This window comes from uncultured Oscillibacter sp. (assembly GCF_910584465.1).
Classification (GTDB): domain Bacteria; phylum Bacillota; class Clostridia; order Oscillospirales; family Oscillospiraceae; genus Oscillibacter.
Window position 1 is genome coordinate 13,291 of the sequence record NZ_CAJUBK010000003.1, and the last position, 17,346, is coordinate 30,636.

Sequence of the window (17,346 nt, forward strand, 5' to 3'; positions counted from 1 at the left end):
GAGAGCATGATGGAGATGAGATGGATCGCGGCGGTCTGCGCGGCGATGCTGTGCCTGGCATTGGGTCCGGCGGCGGCTGCGGAGGCCGGAGGGATGCGCATCGTCGGCACGGGGATCGCGGTGGATGCCGTGTCCAATGAGGACGGGTGGGGGAGCCTGAGCCGGAGCGGCGAGGGCAGTCTTTTGGAAGGGGACTTGACCAAGATGCCCCAGGCGGCGCTGATCGGTCCGGACGGGGAGTTCCGGTTCCCCTGGCGGGAGACGTTCCTCAGTTTTTACCGCTCCGGCGGGATCGTCTCGCTGACGGAGAGCGGCCCGTATTCGGCTTGGGACTTGTATGACCCCAGCGAGTACCCGCCCCAGTATTTCAAGCTGGACGGGGCCCCGGCCTTTGCCTTCGACCCTCCGCCGGGCTTCTCGGAGACGACGGAAGAGGGCGGCATCGAGACGACGGTCACGGTGGACTGGCAGGGCGGGCCGGTGCGGGACGGGAACGTCCTGGTCCGCAAGACGATCGGCACCGAGTGGCGGGGACCGTGGTCCGGCGGGGCCGACCAGGGATATGTCTTCCAGTTCCTAGACGCTTCCGGCAAGGTGACGCATACGCTGCCGGAGCGGTTTTCGGAGATCCTCGGCGTCGGGGCGCTGGGCATAGGCACGCGGTACCGCTTCGGTTGGTTCGGCGAGGGGCTGGCCGCCTGCACAGAGGAACAGGAAGACGAGTACGGGGACTGGGGGACGGGACTGCTGGGTTACATGGACAGCCGGGGCAGGATGGAGATCCTCTTGGAGGACCGGGGCTATACGGCCGGATATCCGTTCAGCGAGGGCCTGGCCCAGGTGGCGGACGGACAGGGGAAGCGGGGCTTCATCGACCGTTCCGGCGCGCTGGTCATCCCCTGTGCCTATGATGGGGGGACCGGCTTCCATGACGGCCTCTGCGCCGTCCGGAAGGATGGGAAGTGGGGTTACATCGATGCCGGAGGCCGGGAGGTCCTCCCCTTCGTCTATGACGACGCCCCCGGCGCGGGGGACGGACTGGCCGCTGTGGGCTTGGACGGGAGATACGGCCTGATGGACTACGAGGGTGAGATCGTGGTCCCCCTGGAGTACGACGACATCACCAGCTATGAAGGCGGCGCAGCCTATGGGATACGGGACGGCCTCCTGTACATCTTCACCGGCTACGAGCCTGTTCCCGGGACGGAGGATTCTGTGAGCGCGGTCTTGGAGGGGAGCCGGGCCTTGGTGTCCGCCTCCTCCGCCGGCCCTGCCCGCCTGATGGCTGCCGCCTATGACGGAGCGGGCCGGCTGCTCGCCGTCGACGCATGGGACATCTCCGCTGGGGTGACACGGCGATCCTTTGCCCTTCCTGCGGGGACAGAGGAGATCCGGACCTTCCTCCTGGACCGGGACGCGCTGACGCCTCTGTGTTCCGCGTGGTCCGGGAGCGGCAGGCCCTCCGGCCGGACAAGACTCACGTGAGTTTTCCCCTCCCGGGGGCGGTCTCCCGCCGGGCGCAGACGGCGGGCCTTCCATCCGCCGCCCGGGCGCGGAGCCGCCGGAGGGGACGTACCGGACGCGGGAGGGCCCTCCCCGGCCCTCCTCCCAGGACGCTCCGCCTCTCCGCCCTGTTTCGACAGCCCGGCGGGCCGGAGGAAGCCCCCCCGGCCCGCTTCATGTCCTGGTCCCGCTGAGGATCTTCCGGACCTGCCGGACGCTGAGCTGATGCCGCGCGGCCAGCTCCCGGTAGTTCCCGCCGTCGAACCGGGCGCGGATGTCCCGGTCCCGGGGGCCCCGCTCCAGGGACTGGAGCTTGGGGACGTACAGCTCCTGCCCGCCCCGGAGCGCGGCCAGCCGGAGATAGGCGTCCAGCCCCAGGGCCGCGGCCAGGTCCCGCTGGTCCTCCGGGACGTCTTCCAGGCGGATGGTCTTCGTGTCGTTCATGATGCAGTCTCCTTTCGGTTTCCCGGTCCCCGGAGCCGGAGGGCGTTCCCGGCGGGCCGTCTTTCATAGGAGGGCCCCATCGCCGGGGCAGTTGCACGGGGGCGTGCTACGAGATCGTAAAGTTTTTTCCCAGGGGCGCGCCGCCTCTTGCTTTAGCGGGCGTTTTGTGTTATCTTAATGACTTGACACATTTCGGCGGATCCGACAGAGGAGGCTTTTGGAGGCAGAGATGGAAGCGTTTAGTACAGAATTTTGGCAGGCTTGCGGGAGGACCTTCCTCATGGCCATGGCGCCGGTGGTGGAGCTGCGGGGCGCGCTGCCCTTCGGCATGGCCCAGGGCCTGCCGGTGTGGGCGGCCTACGCGGCGTCGGTGCTGGGGAACCTGGTCCCGGTGCCCTTCATCCTGCTGCTGATCCGGCGGGTGTTCGCCCTGCTGCGGCGGTCCCGCTGGCTGGGGGGCAAGGTGGAGGCCCTGGAGCGCCGGGCGCACCTGAAGGGGCGCACCGTGCGGAAGTACCGTCTGCCGGGGCTGGTGCTGCTGGTGGCGGTGCCGCTTCCGGGGACGGGGGCCTGGACCGGGGCGCTGGTGGCGGACGTGCTGGATATCCGGATGCGCACGGCCCTGCCCGCGATCGTCCTGGGCGTGCTGATCGCCGGGGGCTTGGTCGCGGCGGCATCCTGCGGGGTGGCCAGCCTGCTGTGAGGCCATGACGGCATGACGAAGAGGAGAGGCTCCGCCATCCAGGCGGGGCCTCTTTTTGCAGCCCCCCGCCCTCTGCGCCCTCCCCTGCGGGCGGCGCGGGGAGCGGGGATACGACTCGTTTTCGTGCGCTCGCGCGGGAAGCGTCTCCGCGAGTTCCGACATGGAATCGTGCACCGCCGTTCCCCGTCCCGGCCCCGCCTCCCTGCGCCGGAGCGGCTCCGGAGGTGCAGACGCCCCCATCCGGTGGACAAGCCTCATGTGAGTTTTTGGACACGGAGCGCGGGACCGGCGGAGAGGGACAGCGGTCCGCCCGGACACTAAATCTAGCCCGGATGGTGCAAAAGCGACTACCATATGTTGCGGTCCGCCGGAGGGATCCGTCCGAAACGTCCGCTCCGCTCCCGCGCGGGACGGAGGCCGGGCCGGGGCCCTGCACGAAACGGAGTCGGGATCCCCGGCCCCTCTGCACGAGATCGAGTCGGACCCGCCCAAGGACCCGGCGGCGGGATCCGGCACGATCCGAGGGGGGACGGCGCACGAAACTAAGTCGGATGTCCCGGAGCGCCTGCACGAGATCGAGTCGGAAAAACGGCGGCAGGCCGAAGGAGGGGCGCACGAGATCGAGTCGGAACTCCCGGACCGGCCGCACGAGACCAAGTCGGACCGTCCGAAAGACGCTGCACGAAACGAAGTCGGGATTTGCCAGAGGCGGGGGTCCGGACGGACCGGCAGGTCCCGCGGCCCCCGTCCGGCCCTCCGGCAGGGCGGAGACGGCCTCCTCCCCCCGGTCCGGGACCGGGACCACCGGGAGCGCGGGAGGGGAGGAGGCCGGATCGTCCGGTCCTCCCTGTAAAGCATCTCCGGTTTACAAACACCGCCGGGGACGCCCGGGATGTCCCGAGATCTGCGCTTCGGCGTGGCTTTGGGGGCTTCGGCCCCTCCGGATGTGCGTCCGGCGGGACGGGAAGCCCCTCCGCCCGTGAGGGGGAGGGGCCGGGATATGCGGCAAGGGGATACGCTTGACAGCCGTCGGGGCCGGGGAGGCCGTCCGGGCCGTCCCCGGCCCGCCCGGAGGCCGTTTTTGGCGGGGCGGTCCCGAGCCTGCGGCCATGTGGGACGGGCGGGATCGGTAAACATAATATCCGCGCGAGAGGGGCCGCGCCCGGCCTCCATAAAAAAGGAGGACGCGGGGATCTCACCCCGCGTCCGTTCCTCCGGGAGGGTCACCCGCCCGGTCTCGATCCGGCCTCCCGACCGCCCCGGCGAAGGAGACGGCCTGCCACAGTCCCCAGGCCAGGGCCCCGCCCAGCACGGCCAGCCCTGCCGCCGCCGGGACCGCCGGGGCCCCGGCCAGGGCGGCGAACAGCGCCGCCGGGAGGACGGAGGCCGCTCCCCAGAGGAGCGCCTTCCCGCTCCCCGCCAGCCGCGCCGCCAGCCAGGCGAAGGCCCCCAGCAGCCCGCAGGCCGCCGCGGCCAGGGCGTCCTGTAAGATGGGCGTCAGGCCCGCCAGCAGACGGGCCTTCTCCCCGCCGTCCAGTCCGGCGAAGCCGGTGACGAAGGATTCGGCCAGGAAGGAGGACAGCGCCCCGGCGGGAGCGTGCCAGACCGCGGCCAGGGCGGCCGCCGCCGGGAGGGCCAGCAGGGCCCACGCGGCCCGGGTGCGCCTGCGCCCGCCCCAGCAGACCACCGCCAGCAGGCCCAGGGCGATGGCGGACCCGGTGAGATCCACCAGCGTGTCCCGCAGTTCGCCGCTGCGGCCGGGGACGAAGGTCTGGTGGAACTCGTCCAGCGCCGCCAGCACGGCGCACAGGGGCAGCACCAGCCGCCAGCCCTTGGCGGACAGGCGGGAGAGCGCGTAGAGCAGCAGCAGCGCCAGCACGAAGAAGAGGAACATGTGGGCGCATTTCCGGATGGGGAAGGACAGCAGCTCTTCCGCCATGGGATGGAGGGCCGGATCGGCGCTGAGGAAGGCCGGGGACACCGTGCCCAGCAGGCGCAGCGACAGCGACCCGGACTGCCCGCCGGAGCTCTCGGCCGTCTGGGACGAGAACCAGAAGATCAGCGCGTACCAGAGCCCCGCCGGCAGGAACCGGGCCAGACGCGGGACGAACGTAGCCGCCGGGCCGCGGCGGGGCGGCTGGCGGAGCGGATGGTTCAGCATGGGGATCCCTCCTAGACCGACTTTTTCCGACCCAGTATAGCACGATCCCCGCCGGAAGGGAAGGGCCGGTAAAAAATGGGGGTTTCCTTTTCCTGGGTCCTGTGGTATGATGAGTGAGATAATGGGTAGACTGTGCATCCGCGCGGAGATCCCAGAAGAAAGGGAAGTGATATCATAATGAAGAGAACGATCCGATACGCGGCGGCGCTGATCGCGCTTTGCCTGGCCGTGGTGTCCGCGGCCCCTCCCGCCCGCGCCGCCGGGACGGGGGATACGATCCATCTGGCAGATACGGGGGATCTCCGGCAGGCGGTAGCGAACGCGAAGGACGGGGATACCATCGTCCTGGACGGCTGGGGCGTAGTGGACTGCCCCGAGAGCGACGACGCGCCGTGGGTCATCGACAAGGCGGTGACCATCCAGGGCGGGCAGATGACCGTCCACGCCGGCGGCGTCATCCTGACCAAGGACGTGACCATCCGCGGGACGGTCTTAGCCTTCAGCACCTATGTGCGCAACGCGATCATGGCCAACGGGCATACCCTGACGCTGGAGGACGTGACCTGCGAGTCCGGCGCCAGGTCGGTGGACCTGTTCTGCGGCGGATTGTACGAGCCGGACGGCTTCGGCAGTACGCCGGGCCCGGAGGGGAAGCTCGTCATCCGGGGGAAGACGAGCCTCAAGGGCGACAGCGAGCCGGGGTCCCTGTATGCCGGCAACCTCTGCATGGGCGGGATGAACGCGGCGACCAGCACCGTGAACGGCCCGGCGAACGCCTTTGAGGGCTCCGCGTCGATCTTCATCGAGACGGACGACGGCGTCCTGGGCGGGATCTATGCCGGAGGGGCCCAGCGGAAGATCCCGACGGGCGCCATATCCGGGAAGGTGACCCTGCCCGATCCCAGCAAGTACACGGTCAAGGGGACGGTCCGCGTCCGCCTGCAGAACGGCGCCGTCCGTTATGTGGACGGCCGGGGGGCCGGGGCCGTCGATGTGACGTACACAGGGGACGAGAACCTCACAGACTATCTGACCCTGGGACATATCTCCAGCCTGACGGTGGAGAGCGGCTACGTGGCCCCGGAGCTGGGCAGCAGCCTCCGGGAGGGGGCGGCGGTGTCCGTCCGCGACGGCGGGACGCTGGGCATGGCCGGCTTCAGGGACGTGTCCGTCAGCAGCTTCACCGGCGGCGGGCGGATGGTACTGGACCTGGGGCAGACGCTGAGCGTCACGGGCGCCGTGACCGGGACCACGACGGTGGGGATCGGCGGCTTCTCTTACAGCGGCGGGTCCAGCAATCTGACGGTGAAGGGACACGTCTATATCCGCGCGCCCCAGGCCGCGGAGGGGGCGTTCCGGCTGGCCCCGCCGAACAGCCATCCGGACCTGGCCTTCGTTTGGGAAAACGGGGAGTGGACCGGCCCGGAGATCTCCGACTTGGTGCTGGTGGAGAGCGTCCGCTTCCGGGAGGAGCAGACGGCTGTGGACAGCGGGGAACAGTTCGTGTATCTGCCGGTGGAGGCCGTGTATGCGGCAGACAGCGCCGATATATCCGATCTGAATTACATCTTCCTGACGATCCGGGTGAACGGGGTCCCCGCCGTCCAGGACGAGGAGGGGTATTATAATTGTGCGGTCGGCACGGGAGGATTGAGCATGGCGATAGTCTACGGAGATGACGGGGGCGACGAACTGGAGATCGCCGCCGCAGACTTCGGCGCGATCCCCGACGGGACCTATGCCATCGAGATCGAGGTCCCCGGATCGAACACCGCCAGCGGCGGGAGCCTCAAGGCGTCGGCGAAGCTGATCGTCGGGGAGGGGTCCCCGGATCCCGGGCCCGCGTACAAGATCGACCGCGTGAGCGTGAAGGACGGATCGGTGGTGTGCACCGTCGGCGCGGCGGACGGCACAGCGGTGCTGGCCGCGGCGGCCTACACGGCGGACGGCAGGCTGCTCCGCGTCGGGACCGCGGCGGTCCCAGGGCCGGGGGACGTGCGCGTGCAGATGGATGTCTCCGGCGCGGACCATGTGAAGGCGTTTTTGCTGGACAGCCTGAGCGGTATGCGGCCGCTCTGCGAGAGCGTGCGCCAGGGCGTGTGAGGCGCTCCCGGCGGCAGACCTTGGCGTAGGATGGATCGGATAGACATAGATCGAGCCCTGGAGCATCTGCTCCAGGGCTCGATCTCATGCCCGCCCCAAAGACCGCGGATGCCGGACGATCGTCCGCCCCGCTCAGACCACCCGCCGGAGCAGGGGGATCTTGGAGAGCACGTATACGGCGCATACGCTGACGGCGGAGACGAACACGAAGCTGCCCGCGATCCGGAGGCCCGCCCCGGGGGCCAGGCCCAGGCGGCCCAGGGCCGCGCCGTACAGGTCCAGGATCAGGACGTGGATGAAGTAGATGCCGAAGGTCCGCCCGGACAGGGAGGCCGCCCGGCGCAGCGCCCAAGCGGGGATCCGCTCCGCGCACTCCTTCACCAGGAGGAACAGCGCCCCGGCGGACATGTAGTGCGTGATGGAATAGCCCTCATTGAAATACAGCACGATCTTCTCCGGGGAGGAGGTCAGGAAGTTCCCCACGATGCAGCCCCCCAGGCCCAGGAGCCCCACCGCGTATATGGCCATGCGGCCCCGCTTCGGGATCTGGCAGGAGCCCAGCAGATAGCCCAGCAGGACGAAGCCCGCGTAGCCCTCCACCAGGGCCCGGAAGGGGCTGAAGGTGACGGTCCGCTGGATGATGTTGAGGAAGCGGAAGATGGTCGGCTGGAGCAGGACGACGGTGAGGAAGGCCAGCTGCTCGCGCCGGGTGGAGTGGTCGAGGATCTTCTTGAGGAAGGGCATCAGCAGATAGAGCCCGGCGATCTGATAGATGAACCAGAGGTGATACTTGCTCCCCTGGCCGGTGAGCTCCCGGAGGAAGGGGAGGAGCCCGGGGGCCTGTCCGCCGGCGGCGCAGGTCTCGAAGTAATAGAGGACGTCCCAGAACAGGAAGGGCGGCAGCAGCTTGGAGAAGCGGTGGATGTAGAAGCCCCGGATGTCATCGGTCTTCCCGCTGGAGAGCAGGAGGAAGCCGCTGATCATGAAGAAGAGCGGCACGCCCATGCGGGCGAAGCCGTTGACGATGTCGCAGGCCAGCCAGGTCCTCGTCCCGAACAGCTCGGGGCGGACGATCTGCCCGGCGGTGCAGTGGAGGGCGATCACGAGGAAGATCGCCAGACAGCGCAGGACGTCGAGATATCCGCGCCGGGAGGCCGGGGGCCCTCCGGTCCCCGCCGGGCGATGCGTGAGCGTGTTCGTTCCCATAGATACCGTCTCCTTTCGCGGGGCCTGCCGCGGCCCCTGCGCCGGGGGCCCCAGCCCCCAGGCCGTTCATGCCGGGATCTCGCTCTGCCCCAGGGGCCTGCCGGAGGCGTCCAGGAAGAACAGCCGCCAGCCCGCGCCCAGGCGCTTTGAAAACTCGACCGACACGCCCGTGAGCGTCCCGGCGGCGGCGTCCGTCATCCGCCCGGTCCGGCTGTCATAGCGCGCCGCCAGCACCTGCCGGACCGCGCTCAGCCTGTCCGCCGGGCCGGCCAGGGTGACGGTCCCCGCCGTCCAGCCCGTCACGGCGAAGGGCCCACCCGGCCCCGCCGGGTCCGTCCGCTCCTCCAGCCAGCCGGGGTACAGCGTCAGGTCCTCCGTCACCGGCGTGCAGAAGAGGTAGGGGCTGGACGCCGCCTCGTCTAGGTACCAGCCGTTGAAGCGGGCCCCCGCCCGGACGGGGGCGGCGGGCTCCCTCGCCGGCTGTCCGTGGTCCACCGTCTGGGAGCTCCCGCCGGAGAAGCGCACCGTGTGGGGCACGGGGGACCAGAGGGCGTAGAGCGTGACGGCCCCGTCCACCCGGTCCCGGGCGAAGTCCCAGGGCCGGGTGCACGCAAGATCTTCGTACCAGCCGCCGAAGACATGGCCCGCCCGCTCCGGGGCCTGGGGCTCCTCCAGGCGCTCCCCCCGCAGGCGGGCCTGGGCCTCCACAGGGGAGCCGCCCCGGCTGTTGAAGGAGACGATCTCCAGCGTCCCGCTCTCGGGACAGCCGTAATGGAGCACCGCCTTGTCCAGGTCGTTGTTCGGGTGGATGTCGAGGGCCTCCCACTGCTCCCGGCTCCCGGCGTAGAAGATGTGGACGGGTCCTTCCCGGACCGACCCGATGTCGAAGGCCCACTCGCCGATCTGCCGCAGGCTCTCCGGCAGGACGATGGTCCGCAGGCGGCCGCACCGGTCGAAGGCGAACTTGCCGACGGTCTCCACGCCCTCCTCCAGCACGGCGGTCTCCAGGCGCTCGCACTGCTGGAAGGCGTAGCCGCCCAGGTCCCGCACCCCGCCGGGGACCCGGACCGACCGCAGGCCGGTCCCGGAGAAGGCGTGGGACCCGATGGCGTTCAGCGAGTCCGGGAGATCGAGCTCCTCCAGGGCGCCGCAGGACAAGAAAGCGTGGTCGCCGATGGATCCCAGCCCCTCCCGCAGGGAGACGCTGCGCAGGCTGTAGCAGCCTTCGAACGCGCTGCCGCCCAGCTCCGTGACCCCGGCGGGGACGGAGACGCTCTGTAAGCTCTCGCAGTCCTCGAACGCGCCGGAGCCGATGGAGCGCACCGTGGAGGGGATGTCGGCTTCCGCCAGGGCGAAGCAGCTCTCGAACGCCCGGCTCCCGATGGCCTCCAGCCCCTCGGGCAGGGAAGCGCGCATGGCCCAGGCGCACCCGCGGAAGGTGCTCTCTCCGATGCGGTCCGCCCCCGGGTCCACGACGATGGTCCGGATATAGCGCCGCAGATTGCTGTACCAGGGCGGACGGTAGTCCACCATGTCGTAATAGCCCGTGTCGCCGGTGCCGGAGAGGGTGAGGACGCCCTCCGTGTCCAGTTCCCAGGTCATGTCCGAGTTGCCGCGGATGCTCCCGCCCTCGTCCCGCAGGGAGAACGGCATCCATTCAGTCTTCAGCTGCAGGTCTTCGGTCACCGGCCAGCGGAAGTCCCAGAGGCGGGACCCGTCCTTCCAGCCGCCGAAGAGGTACAGGCTGGAGGGCCGGGAGGGCTCCGCCACCGGATCGCCGTGGGCCACGGTCACGGTCCTCCACAGGGTATCTTCAGAGGTGAAGTCCCCCGTCGGGACCGAGTTCACGAACTCCACGGTATACTCGTTCCGGGTCCACCCGGCATAGAGCGTCAGGCCCGCGGTCACGGGGTCCTGGAAGTCCCACAGCTGATAGGACCAGCACTCGGGGCCGGTGAACCAGCCGTCGAAGGCATAGCCCTCCCGCTCCGGGTCCTCCGGGCGTTCCGCCGCCTTCCCCTCCAGGACGGTCTGGGCCCTGACGGCGGTGCCGCCTTGGCTGTCGAAGGAGACCGGGAGCTCCTTCGGGGCCCAGTCCCAGTCGGCGTAGATGGTCAGATCCCCCGACAGCGGGCCGGGGGTCCAGGGGCGGGTGCACCTCTGGTCCGTGTACCAGCCCAGGAAGACCCGGTCCTCCCTGCGGGGATCGGCGGGCGGGACGGGGGTCTCGCCGGTGTAGTAGGTCACGCGCCCCGACGCGGCCCCGTCCTGGCAGTCGTAGGCCACCGTCACCTCGTCCAGCAGCCGCCAGTCCGCGTACAGGGTCAGGTCGGCGGTGACAGGGCGGCTGAGGTCGTAGGGCCGGGTGTGGGCGGCGTCGGTAAACCAGCCCTCGAAGGCGTATCCCCGGGGGGCGTCCGGGACGCGGCGGGACAGGGCCTCCCCGTCGGCCACCTGCTCGCTGGTCCGCCGCCCCAGGCTGACGAAGGTGACGGTCCGGGCCGGGAGCCACCCGGCATAGAGGGTCCGGTCCCCGGTGAGGGGCGTGGAGAGGTCGTAGGGCCGGGTGCAGGCCGCGTCGGTGAACCAGCCGTCCAGCACGAGGCCGGGGCGGACGATGCCCGCCGGCGCGGAGACCGTCCCGCCGACGAAGGCGTCCTGCCGCACCGCCGCGAGGCCGCCCCCGGGCACGAAGGTGACCGTGCAGGGCTCGCCGGCGGCCTCCACCAGCCACCCGATCTTCTCATAGCCGTCCGGGTAGGGCACGGTGATCCAGTTGCCGTACTGGTCCTGGCCCGGCCCGTACAGGGATACGGAATACTGGACCCAAAGCTGGGTGCGCCCGGGCTTTTTCGCCGTGAGGGTGCACCGGGAGCCGGAGTCGCTGAGGCTGAAGAGCTCATAGCCGCCCGGGTCCATCCACCAGGTATAGCTGTTCCCGTTGCCGGAAGAGCAGTAGAACGAACTGCTCTCCTTCACCGGGATGATGCGGTCCGGCGTCCGCCCCGCCGCCTCCGCCGGGACGGGCGGCAGCGTCAGGCACAGCGCCAGGACCGCCAGGAAGGACAGGGCCCGCCGGATCTGGGAGTGTTCCATCGAGATCCCCCTCTCTTTTACAGGCTTATCATAGTCCTTTTCGCGCCCCATTGCAAGGGAAGATCTCCCTGGGACAGACCAAGGGCCCCGGCCATAGGCCGGGGCCCTCAGAGTGTCGAAAAAAAGGGAGGGCCGATCCGACGGGAAGGGAGAGTGTGTGCGGGAGACCCAGGAAGGGTCTCCTGCACCGTTCGGATCATAAGTTTTCAGAACGTTTGTAACGTCCTGAAAACTTGCCCAGCCTGTCGAAAAGGCATTTTCGACAGGCTGGGCCCCGGCCGCATGGCCGGGGCCCCAGTACGTTCGTCCACTCACTCCAGGATATAGACCATGCAGGCCCTGCGCCCGAAGTTGATGCACTCCTGATAGGTGTCGAAATAGAGGTCGATGCGGTTGCCCCGCACGCCGGTGTCCTCCGCCACGGCCTGGCCGTAGATGATGCCGCCATTGGCGACGATATAGAGCTTGGTGCCCAGGGGGATCACCCGGCGGTCCACCGCCACCACGCCCTCCCGGACGGGGGTGCCGCTGGCGGTGCGGGTGCCCACGCCGCCGTGCCCGGCGGTGTAGGCGGTGGCGGTCATGGAGATGGCCTTGGAGAAGCGCAGGGTCTCGCCGGTGGAGAGGGTCAGCGTGCCGCTCTCCTCCGCGGAGCCGGCGTCCCGGCTGACGGAGACGCTGGAAGCCTGGGCGGGCCGGGAGGCGGAGGGCTTGACGGGGACGTCGGCGGTGCCGTACTCGATGATCTCGTCCACAGGCTCGCTGTCCAGCACCTCCGCCAGCTGGCGGCTGAGCTCTCCGCCGTTGGACCAGACGACCTCGTAGACGCCGCCCTTCTCGCCGATGGAGCCCACCTGCACCACGTCCTCCTCGCCCTTGCGCATGGCGGGGTTCGCCCGGCGAATGGTCTGATAGGGCGTCTGCACGGCGTCCCGCTCGTAATAGACCAGGTCCGGGGCGAGGGTGATGTCGATGGAGCCCCTGGAGATCTGGACCAGGACGCCCTCGAGGGGGCTGGGATCGATGCCCAGGCGGCGGAGGATGACGGTGATGGGCTCCAGCTTGGAGGTATCGGTGAAGGACTGGCCCTTGTAGTGGACGGTCAGCTCCTGCCGGGCGGCGGTGGCCAGGTCCCGGGTGCGTCCGTTCTGGACGATCTTCAGCGGATAGCCGATGAGGTCCGGCTCCGGGCCGGAGCCGTCGATGAGGATGGGATCGTCCTCCACCCGGGAGACGATGTAGGTGATGCCGCTCCAGGGGGAGGCTTCCTCCGCGGAAGCCCGGGGCAGCAGGGTGCACGCCAGCGCCGCCGCCAGCAGGAGGGCCGCGGCCCGCCGCATACGGGAGAGGGAGAGGTACATGATGGACGCCTCGCTTTCAGACCCCGGCCTCAGCGGGGGTGGAAACAAAATGTTACTTTTTTAAAGACCGCCGGATAATGAAAACAAGTATACAATATCGTCCCACATTTGTCAAGTTTTTCCCGTCCGCGCGGGGGATAGATCCCCACTTTCTGCCTTTTTCGACAGGGCCCGCTGGAAAGATCTTCTTGTCAAGCAACGATCCGGAAACAAAATAAGCGGTTGAAATCCCCGGATACACGTGGTAAAATGGCGGAGATCGGCAGGACCGGGACATGGGGGGACGCGGCGGTGATGAAGAAGTATCTGGACGCATACCGGGAGCAGATCTCCTATCTTTTTTTCGGCGTTTTGACCATGCTCATCAACTATGGGCTGTTCTGGGCGCTGGACCGGCTCTTCCAGGGGCGCCGCGTGCTCCTGGCGAACCTGCTGACGTTCGCCGCCGCCACGGCCTTCGCCTATGTCACGAACAAATGGTTCGTGTTCCGGAGCAGGCAGTGGGGGCTGCGGTCCGTGGTGCCGGAGGCCGCGGCGTTCGTGGCCTCGCGGCTTTTTTCGTTCGCGGTGGAAGAGGCCGGGCTGTACGTCAGCGCCTATGTGCTCTCCCTGGGCCGGTACCGTTGGTGCGGGGTGGACGGCGTGATGCTGTCCAAGATCGCGCTCTCCCTGGCCGCCACGGTGCTGAATTATTTTTTCAGTAAGTTCTGGGTGTTCTCCGCCCGAAAAAGAAAGAAGTGACCAGCGTTGCGCGTGTTATTGATCCTCCCCGCCTATAACGAGGAGGGCGCGATCGAAGGGACGGTAAAAAAGATCCTGGACGCTCCGCCGATAGAGGGCCTGGAGGTGGACTACATCGTCATCAACGACGGCTCCACCGACGGGACGGAGCGCGTGTGCCGGCGGAGCGGCATCAAGTGCCTCTCCCTGGTGCGGAACCTGGGCATCGGGGGCGCGGTGCAGACCGGATACCTGTACGCGGCGAGGAACGGGTATGACATCGCCGTGCAGTTCGACGGGGACGGCCAGCATGACATCCGGTCCCTGGGGGCCCTGGTCGCGCCGATCCTGGAGGGGCGCTGCGACTTCGTGGTGGGCTCCCGCTTTTTGGAGGGGTCCGGCGCCTTCCGCTCCACCCGGCTCCGCCGGGCGGGCATCCGGTATCTCTCCTGGGTGCTCTGCCTGGTCACGGGCCAGAAGGTGGCGGACGTGACCTCGGGCTATCGCGCGGCCGACCGGGCGGCCCTGCTGTACCTGGCGGAAAATTACCCGGTGGATTATCCGGAGCCGGAGTCGCTGGTCCACCTTTATAAACGGGGCCTGCGCGTCGGGGAGGTCCCGGTGAACATGTTCGAGCGCACCGCCGGCCGCTCGTCGATCCATGGCCTGCGGTCGGCGTACTACATGATCAAGATGACGCTGGCGATCTTGTTCGCCGCGGCGAAGAAGGAGGAGGGGCCGAGATGACCGGGATGAGCACGCTTTTGCGGGCGGAGATGATCGCCGTCGCCCTGCTGGCGGTGTATATCATCGTGCACAACGTGAACCGGAAGAAGCTGCGCATCCAGTATTCCTTCGTCTGGCTGCTGATCGCGCTGTCCATGCTGGGGGCGGCGCTGTTCCCCGGGGCGGTGTCGTGGCTGTGCGGCGTGCTGGGCCTGGAGACGCCGTCGAACCTGATCTACCTGGTGGCCATCCTGGTGCTGATGCTGATCTCCTTTTTCCAGACGATGCTCCTCTCCAGGCAGGCCGACCAGATCAAGCGTCTGATCCAGATCGTCTCGATCGAGAAATTTATCGCGGAAGGGGAGGGCGCAGGCCATGAGGAAGAGGGGAGCGGGCATTGAGGCGCCGGCCTCCGGGCACCTGGGCGCGCTGATCGTGCTGGCGCTTTTGCTGGCGGTGCATCTGGCGGCGCTTTGGTCCCTGGGGCCGGAGTATACCCTGAACAGCGACGACCTGTCCTATATCAAGAGCGGGATCCGCTTCGCCCAGACCGGCACGATCACGATGCACACGGAGTATCCCAGCGCCCAGATCATGCCCGGGATGACCGTGCTGATCGCGGCGGTGTACCGGCTCGTGGGGGACGGCGCGGCGCTTTGGATCGTGCTCAAGTGCCTGTGGGCCCTGATGGGGGTGCTGACGGCCTGGTTCGTGTACCGCTGCGTCCGCGTCTTCGCGCCGGGCTGGTGCGGCGTGCTGGCGATGCTGCCGCTGTTCCGGGCGGACTTCCTATGGATGGACAGCCTGATCCTCACCGAGACCCCGTTCATGCTGGCGCTGACGGCCATGGTCTACTGCACGCTGATGATGTGGAAGAGGCCGGGCTGGCGCTATTTCTGGGGGGCGGCGGCGTGCTATATGGCCGCGCTCATGCTGAAGGCGAACATCGCGCTCTATCCGCTGTTCGCCCTGGCCTTCCTGCTGGCCCAGGGGTACGACCGCAGGCGGCTGTTCCGCCAGTGCGTGGTGCTGGCGTGCGTGGTGCTGTGCTTCGTCGTGCCCTGGAGCATCCGGAACTATGCGCAGTTCCATGCCTTCATCCCGCTGACCTACGGCGCGGGGAACCCCACGCTGCTGGGGACCTATCAGGGGGTGGGGTACCCCTCGGACGAGGAGCTGGACTACGAGACCAACGTGGACCGGGTCGTCGAAGAGCGCTGTGCCCGGTACTATGGCGCGGACGGCGAGGTGGAGCCCCGCTTCCAGAAATACGTGTCGTTGGAGCGGGACGGGGTGAAGGCCGCCTACCGCCAGAGGGCCTGGGCGGAGAAGGACCTGCCGGGGATGCTGTATTCCTATCTGGTCCTCAAGCCCAAGATGATGATCTTCAGCAGCTTCTATTGGGAGCGGGTGTTCGATATCAGCGGGCGGTGGATGTTCCTCCTGCAAAAGATCGACGCGGTGCTCTGCGTCCTGGCGGCGGCGCTGTCGCTTTGCAGGAAGCGGTGGAGGAAGCCGGTGCTGTTCCTGTCGGCCCTCTACCTGGGCAACCTTTATATCTACGCCATGACCTTCGCCTTCGACCGCTACAACGCCTCGCTGATGAGCCTGCGCTTCATCCTGATCGGGATCGGGCTGGGGCTTGCGGCGGAGCTCTTCAGGGAGCGTATCGCGGCGGAGTGATCCGGGCGGTGGGGGCACGGCAAATGACAAAGATCCTTGGCCCCTTATGATATCATGATATCACGGGACTGGCGGACGGCAGACCGAGCCTGCCAGACGGACATAGGGATGAGAGGGAAGGAAGATGTGCGCATGAAAAAGAGGCTGATATTTTTGACGATGGCCCTTGTCCTCTGCCTGGGGCTGTCTATTTCCGCGCAAGCGGCGGAGGAAACGTCCGGAAGCTTCGGCAAAGATGTGGTTTGGAGTTTTGACACAGCCACAGGGAAGCTTGTTATCAGCGGCACGAGTGTGATGGACGGATGGAACTTTGCTCGAGATAATCCTTGGGAGCATCTTAAGGACCGCATAACAGAGGTCGTGATCGAAGAGGGGATAACAAGCGTCGGATATAATGCGTTTGAGGGTTGTGGGGATCTTACTGCTGTCACGATCCCAGACAGTGTCAAGGTGATAAATGAGTATGCCTTTGCGAGGTGCACAAATTTGCAAGCTGTTACAATCCCAAATGGAGTCGAAACGATAGGCAAATATGCTTTTGCGAGATGCGTGAATTTGCAGACGATCGATATCCCATCTAGTGTGACGTCTATAGAGGTTTCCGCCTTCATCGGCTGTTCTTCTTTGGTGAGTATCTTGCCTTCAGCTGAGAACACCGTTTATGCTGCTTATGGGGATGGAGCTTTATACTCAAAAGATTTGCAGGTTTTTTTGCGTGTACCTGACGGCTTGACAGGAACTTTTACCGTTCCGCACGGTGTACAGGAGATTGGAAATAATGCGTTTTGCAACAACCAAAATTTGTCGGCTGTGATACTTCCGGAGAGCATTACGAAAATTGGGACGGGCGCATTTACAGGAAGCGAAATAAGCTCTGTCAATATCCCGAAAAATGTGACGGAGATCGGTCACTCTGCGTTCATGTACTGTGACCAATTGAAAAGGATATGCATCCCTGCGAGTGTCACTCATATAGAGGATTCCGCGTTCTATTCCTCTTCTATCAATCAGAAAAGGGAGATCTGTTTTTTCGGCAATGCGCCGGCCTTTGGAAAGACCTGCTTCAATAACTCGACTTTTACCGCTTACTATCCGGCAAATGACCCGAGTTGGTCAGATGATGTGATGCTTGACTATGGAGGAAAGGTCACATGGATCCCGTGGGGACCCAATACGGGAGAAGTGCTGACTACCTGGACCGCTAAGGATGGAGAAACATCCGTATCTATCTTCGACCCGGAAGGGTCGCTCAAACATGAGGCGGTGGCGGTGGTCTTCGCTGCCGTCTATGGCGGTGAGCGGGCGATAGAGATTGTCCCCGGCGTGCTAAGTGGAGAGGCCGCTGCGTTCAATAAAGAATTAGGGGTGGGATCGAAAATTTTCTTCCTCAGACCAGAAAGCCTGAGACCTGTTTGCCGGGCGGCTGTTTTAATATAGCGGACATTTTTCCTGCGGACCTATTTTGCAAAAGATCCCTATAGCGAGGCCCCCGGCATACGCTGGGGGCCCGTCCGTCTTTTATCCGCGCCTGAACGCGCCCGGCCCCGCCGGGCCGCCCCGCTCCCGGTCCCGGGCCGCCCCGGCCCAGGAGATCCTTGCAATTCCAGGACATCCATGGTATAGTCGGTACAAACGAGGGG

General features: G+C 66.8%; 13 protein-coding genes. 8 read left to right on the forward strand and 5 right to left on the reverse strand.

Going from position 1 to position 17,346, the window contains the following annotated elements; genetic code table 11:
* The first annotated feature begins 6 nt into the window (after positions 1–6).
* Complete coding sequence (locus tag QZ332_RS02005) at positions 7–1,485, forward strand: WG repeat-containing protein (protein WP_295761691.1); 1,479 nt, start codon at positions 7–9, stop codon at positions 1,483–1,485.
* Positions 1,486–1,677: 192 nt separating this feature from the next.
* Here the strand turns inward: QZ332_RS02005 and QZ332_RS02010 are convergent, their stop codons facing one another.
* Positions 1,678–1,947: a Mor transcription activator family protein gene (locus QZ332_RS02010; RefSeq protein ID WP_295761692.1), complete on the reverse strand. Its 270-nt coding sequence runs from the start codon at positions 1,945–1,947 to the stop codon at positions 1,678–1,680.
* 280 nt (positions 1,948–2,227) lie between these two features.
* Here QZ332_RS02010 and QZ332_RS02015 point away from each other — a divergent pair, with 280 nt between their 5' ends.
* Positions 2,228–2,650, forward strand: coding sequence for a small multi-drug export protein (locus QZ332_RS02015; protein ID WP_326165621.1), 423 nt, complete (start codon positions 2,228–2,230; stop codon positions 2,648–2,650).
* 1,195 nt (positions 2,651–3,845) lie between these two features.
* On the opposite strand, the gene QZ332_RS02020 is transcribed toward QZ332_RS02015, so the two are convergent.
* Positions 3,846–4,811, reverse strand: a complete 966-nt coding sequence (locus QZ332_RS02020) for a VanZ family protein (protein WP_295761694.1) — start codon at positions 4,809–4,811, stop codon at positions 3,846–3,848.
* Positions 4,812–4,988: 177 nt separating this feature from the next.
* Here QZ332_RS02020 and QZ332_RS02025 point away from each other — a divergent pair, with 177 nt between their 5' ends.
* Positions 4,989–6,914, forward strand: a complete 1,926-nt coding sequence (locus tag QZ332_RS02025) for a hypothetical protein (RefSeq protein WP_295761696.1) — start codon at positions 4,989–4,991, stop codon at positions 6,912–6,914.
* A gap of 132 nt (positions 6,915–7,046) precedes the next feature.
* Here QZ332_RS02025 and QZ332_RS02030 read toward each other — a convergent pair whose 3' ends face one another.
* The 3 genes from QZ332_RS02030 to QZ332_RS02040 form a co-directional block, all read right to left on the reverse strand.
* On the reverse strand, positions 7,047–8,120 hold the full coding sequence (locus tag QZ332_RS02030) for an acyltransferase (protein ID WP_295761698.1): 1,074 nt from the start codon (positions 8,118–8,120) through the stop codon (positions 7,047–7,049).
* Positions 8,121–8,186: 66 nt separating this feature from the next.
* Positions 8,187–11,216 carry an InlB B-repeat-containing protein gene (locus tag QZ332_RS02035; RefSeq protein WP_295761700.1) on the reverse strand — a complete coding sequence of 1,010 codons (3,030 nt, stop codon included), beginning with the start codon at positions 11,214–11,216 and terminating at the stop codon, positions 8,187–8,189.
* A gap of 311 nt (positions 11,217–11,527) precedes the next feature.
* Positions 11,528–12,556: a 3D domain-containing protein gene (locus QZ332_RS02040; protein ID WP_295761702.1), complete on the reverse strand. Its 1,029-nt coding sequence runs from the start codon at positions 12,554–12,556 to the stop codon at positions 11,528–11,530.
* 270 nt (positions 12,557–12,826) lie between these two features.
* Between QZ332_RS02040 and QZ332_RS02045 the strand changes: the two genes are divergently transcribed.
* From QZ332_RS02045 to QZ332_RS02065, 5 genes are all read left to right on the forward strand, one after another.
* A complete protein-coding gene (locus QZ332_RS02045; RefSeq protein ID WP_295761704.1) occupies positions 12,827–13,318 on the forward strand; it encodes a GtrA family protein in 492 nt (163 codons plus the stop codon).
* A 12-nt stretch (positions 13,319–13,330) separates the two neighbouring features.
* The gene (locus QZ332_RS02050; RefSeq protein WP_295761830.1) at positions 13,331–14,044 is read left to right on the forward strand and encodes a glycosyltransferase family 2 protein; all 714 of its coding nucleotides are present in this window, start codon (positions 13,331–13,333) and stop codon (positions 14,042–14,044) included.
* The gene (locus QZ332_RS02055; RefSeq protein ID WP_295761706.1) at positions 14,041–14,424 is read left to right on the forward strand and encodes a DUF2304 domain-containing protein; all 384 of its coding nucleotides are present in this window, start codon (positions 14,041–14,043) and stop codon (positions 14,422–14,424) included. The genes QZ332_RS02050 and QZ332_RS02055 overlap by 4 nt, the downstream gene beginning before the upstream one ends.
* Positions 14,399–15,706, forward strand: coding sequence for a glycosyltransferase family 39 protein (locus QZ332_RS02060; protein ID WP_295761708.1), 1,308 nt, complete (start codon positions 14,399–14,401; stop codon positions 15,704–15,706). The genes QZ332_RS02055 and QZ332_RS02060 overlap by 26 nt, the downstream gene beginning before the upstream one ends.
* A 132-nt stretch (positions 15,707–15,838) precedes the next feature.
* Complete coding sequence (locus QZ332_RS02065; protein WP_295761710.1) at positions 15,839–17,143, forward strand: leucine-rich repeat domain-containing protein; 1,305 nt, start codon at positions 15,839–15,841, stop codon at positions 17,141–17,143.
* Positions 17,144–17,346: the final 203 nt, after the last annotated feature.

What these genes read in the sequence shown, in the direction of transcription:
- QZ332_RS02060 (WP_295761708.1), top strand. Translation starts at nt 14,399, where the DNA reads ATGAGGAAGAGGGGAGCGGGCATTGAGGCGCCGGCCTCCGGGCACCTG.
- QZ332_RS02030 (WP_295761698.1), bottom strand. Translation starts at nt 8,120, where the DNA reads ATGGGAACGAACACGCTCACGCATCGCCCGGCGGGGACCGGAGGGCCC.
- QZ332_RS02040 (WP_295761702.1), bottom strand. Translation starts at nt 12,556, where the DNA reads ATGCGGCGGGCCGCGGCCCTCCTGCTGGCGGCGGCGCTGGCGTGCACC.
- QZ332_RS02055 (WP_295761706.1), top strand. Translation starts at nt 14,041, where the DNA reads ATGACCGGGATGAGCACGCTTTTGCGGGCGGAGATGATCGCCGTCGCC.
- QZ332_RS02025 (WP_295761696.1), top strand. Translation starts at nt 4,989, where the DNA reads ATGAAGAGAACGATCCGATACGCGGCGGCGCTGATCGCGCTTTGCCTG.
- QZ332_RS02015 (WP_326165621.1), top strand. Translation starts at nt 2,228, where the DNA reads ATGGCCATGGCGCCGGTGGTGGAGCTGCGGGGCGCGCTGCCCTTCGGC.
- QZ332_RS02035 (WP_295761700.1), bottom strand. Translation starts at nt 11,216, where the DNA reads ATGGAACACTCCCAGATCCGGCGGGCCCTGTCCTTCCTGGCGGTCCTG.
- QZ332_RS02020 (WP_295761694.1), bottom strand. Translation starts at nt 4,811, where the DNA reads ATGCTGAACCATCCGCTCCGCCAGCCGCCCCGCCGCGGCCCGGCGGCT.
- QZ332_RS02005 (WP_295761691.1), top strand. Translation starts at nt 7, where the DNA reads ATGATGGAGATGAGATGGATCGCGGCGGTCTGCGCGGCGATGCTGTGC.
- QZ332_RS02010 (WP_295761692.1), bottom strand. Translation starts at nt 1,947, where the DNA reads ATGAACGACACGAAGACCATCCGCCTGGAAGACGTCCCGGAGGACCAG.
- QZ332_RS02045 (WP_295761704.1), top strand. Translation starts at nt 12,827, where the DNA reads ATGGCGGAGATCGGCAGGACCGGGACATGGGGGGACGCGGCGGTGATG.
- QZ332_RS02065 (WP_295761710.1), top strand. Translation starts at nt 15,839, where the DNA reads ATGAAAAAGAGGCTGATATTTTTGACGATGGCCCTTGTCCTCTGCCTG.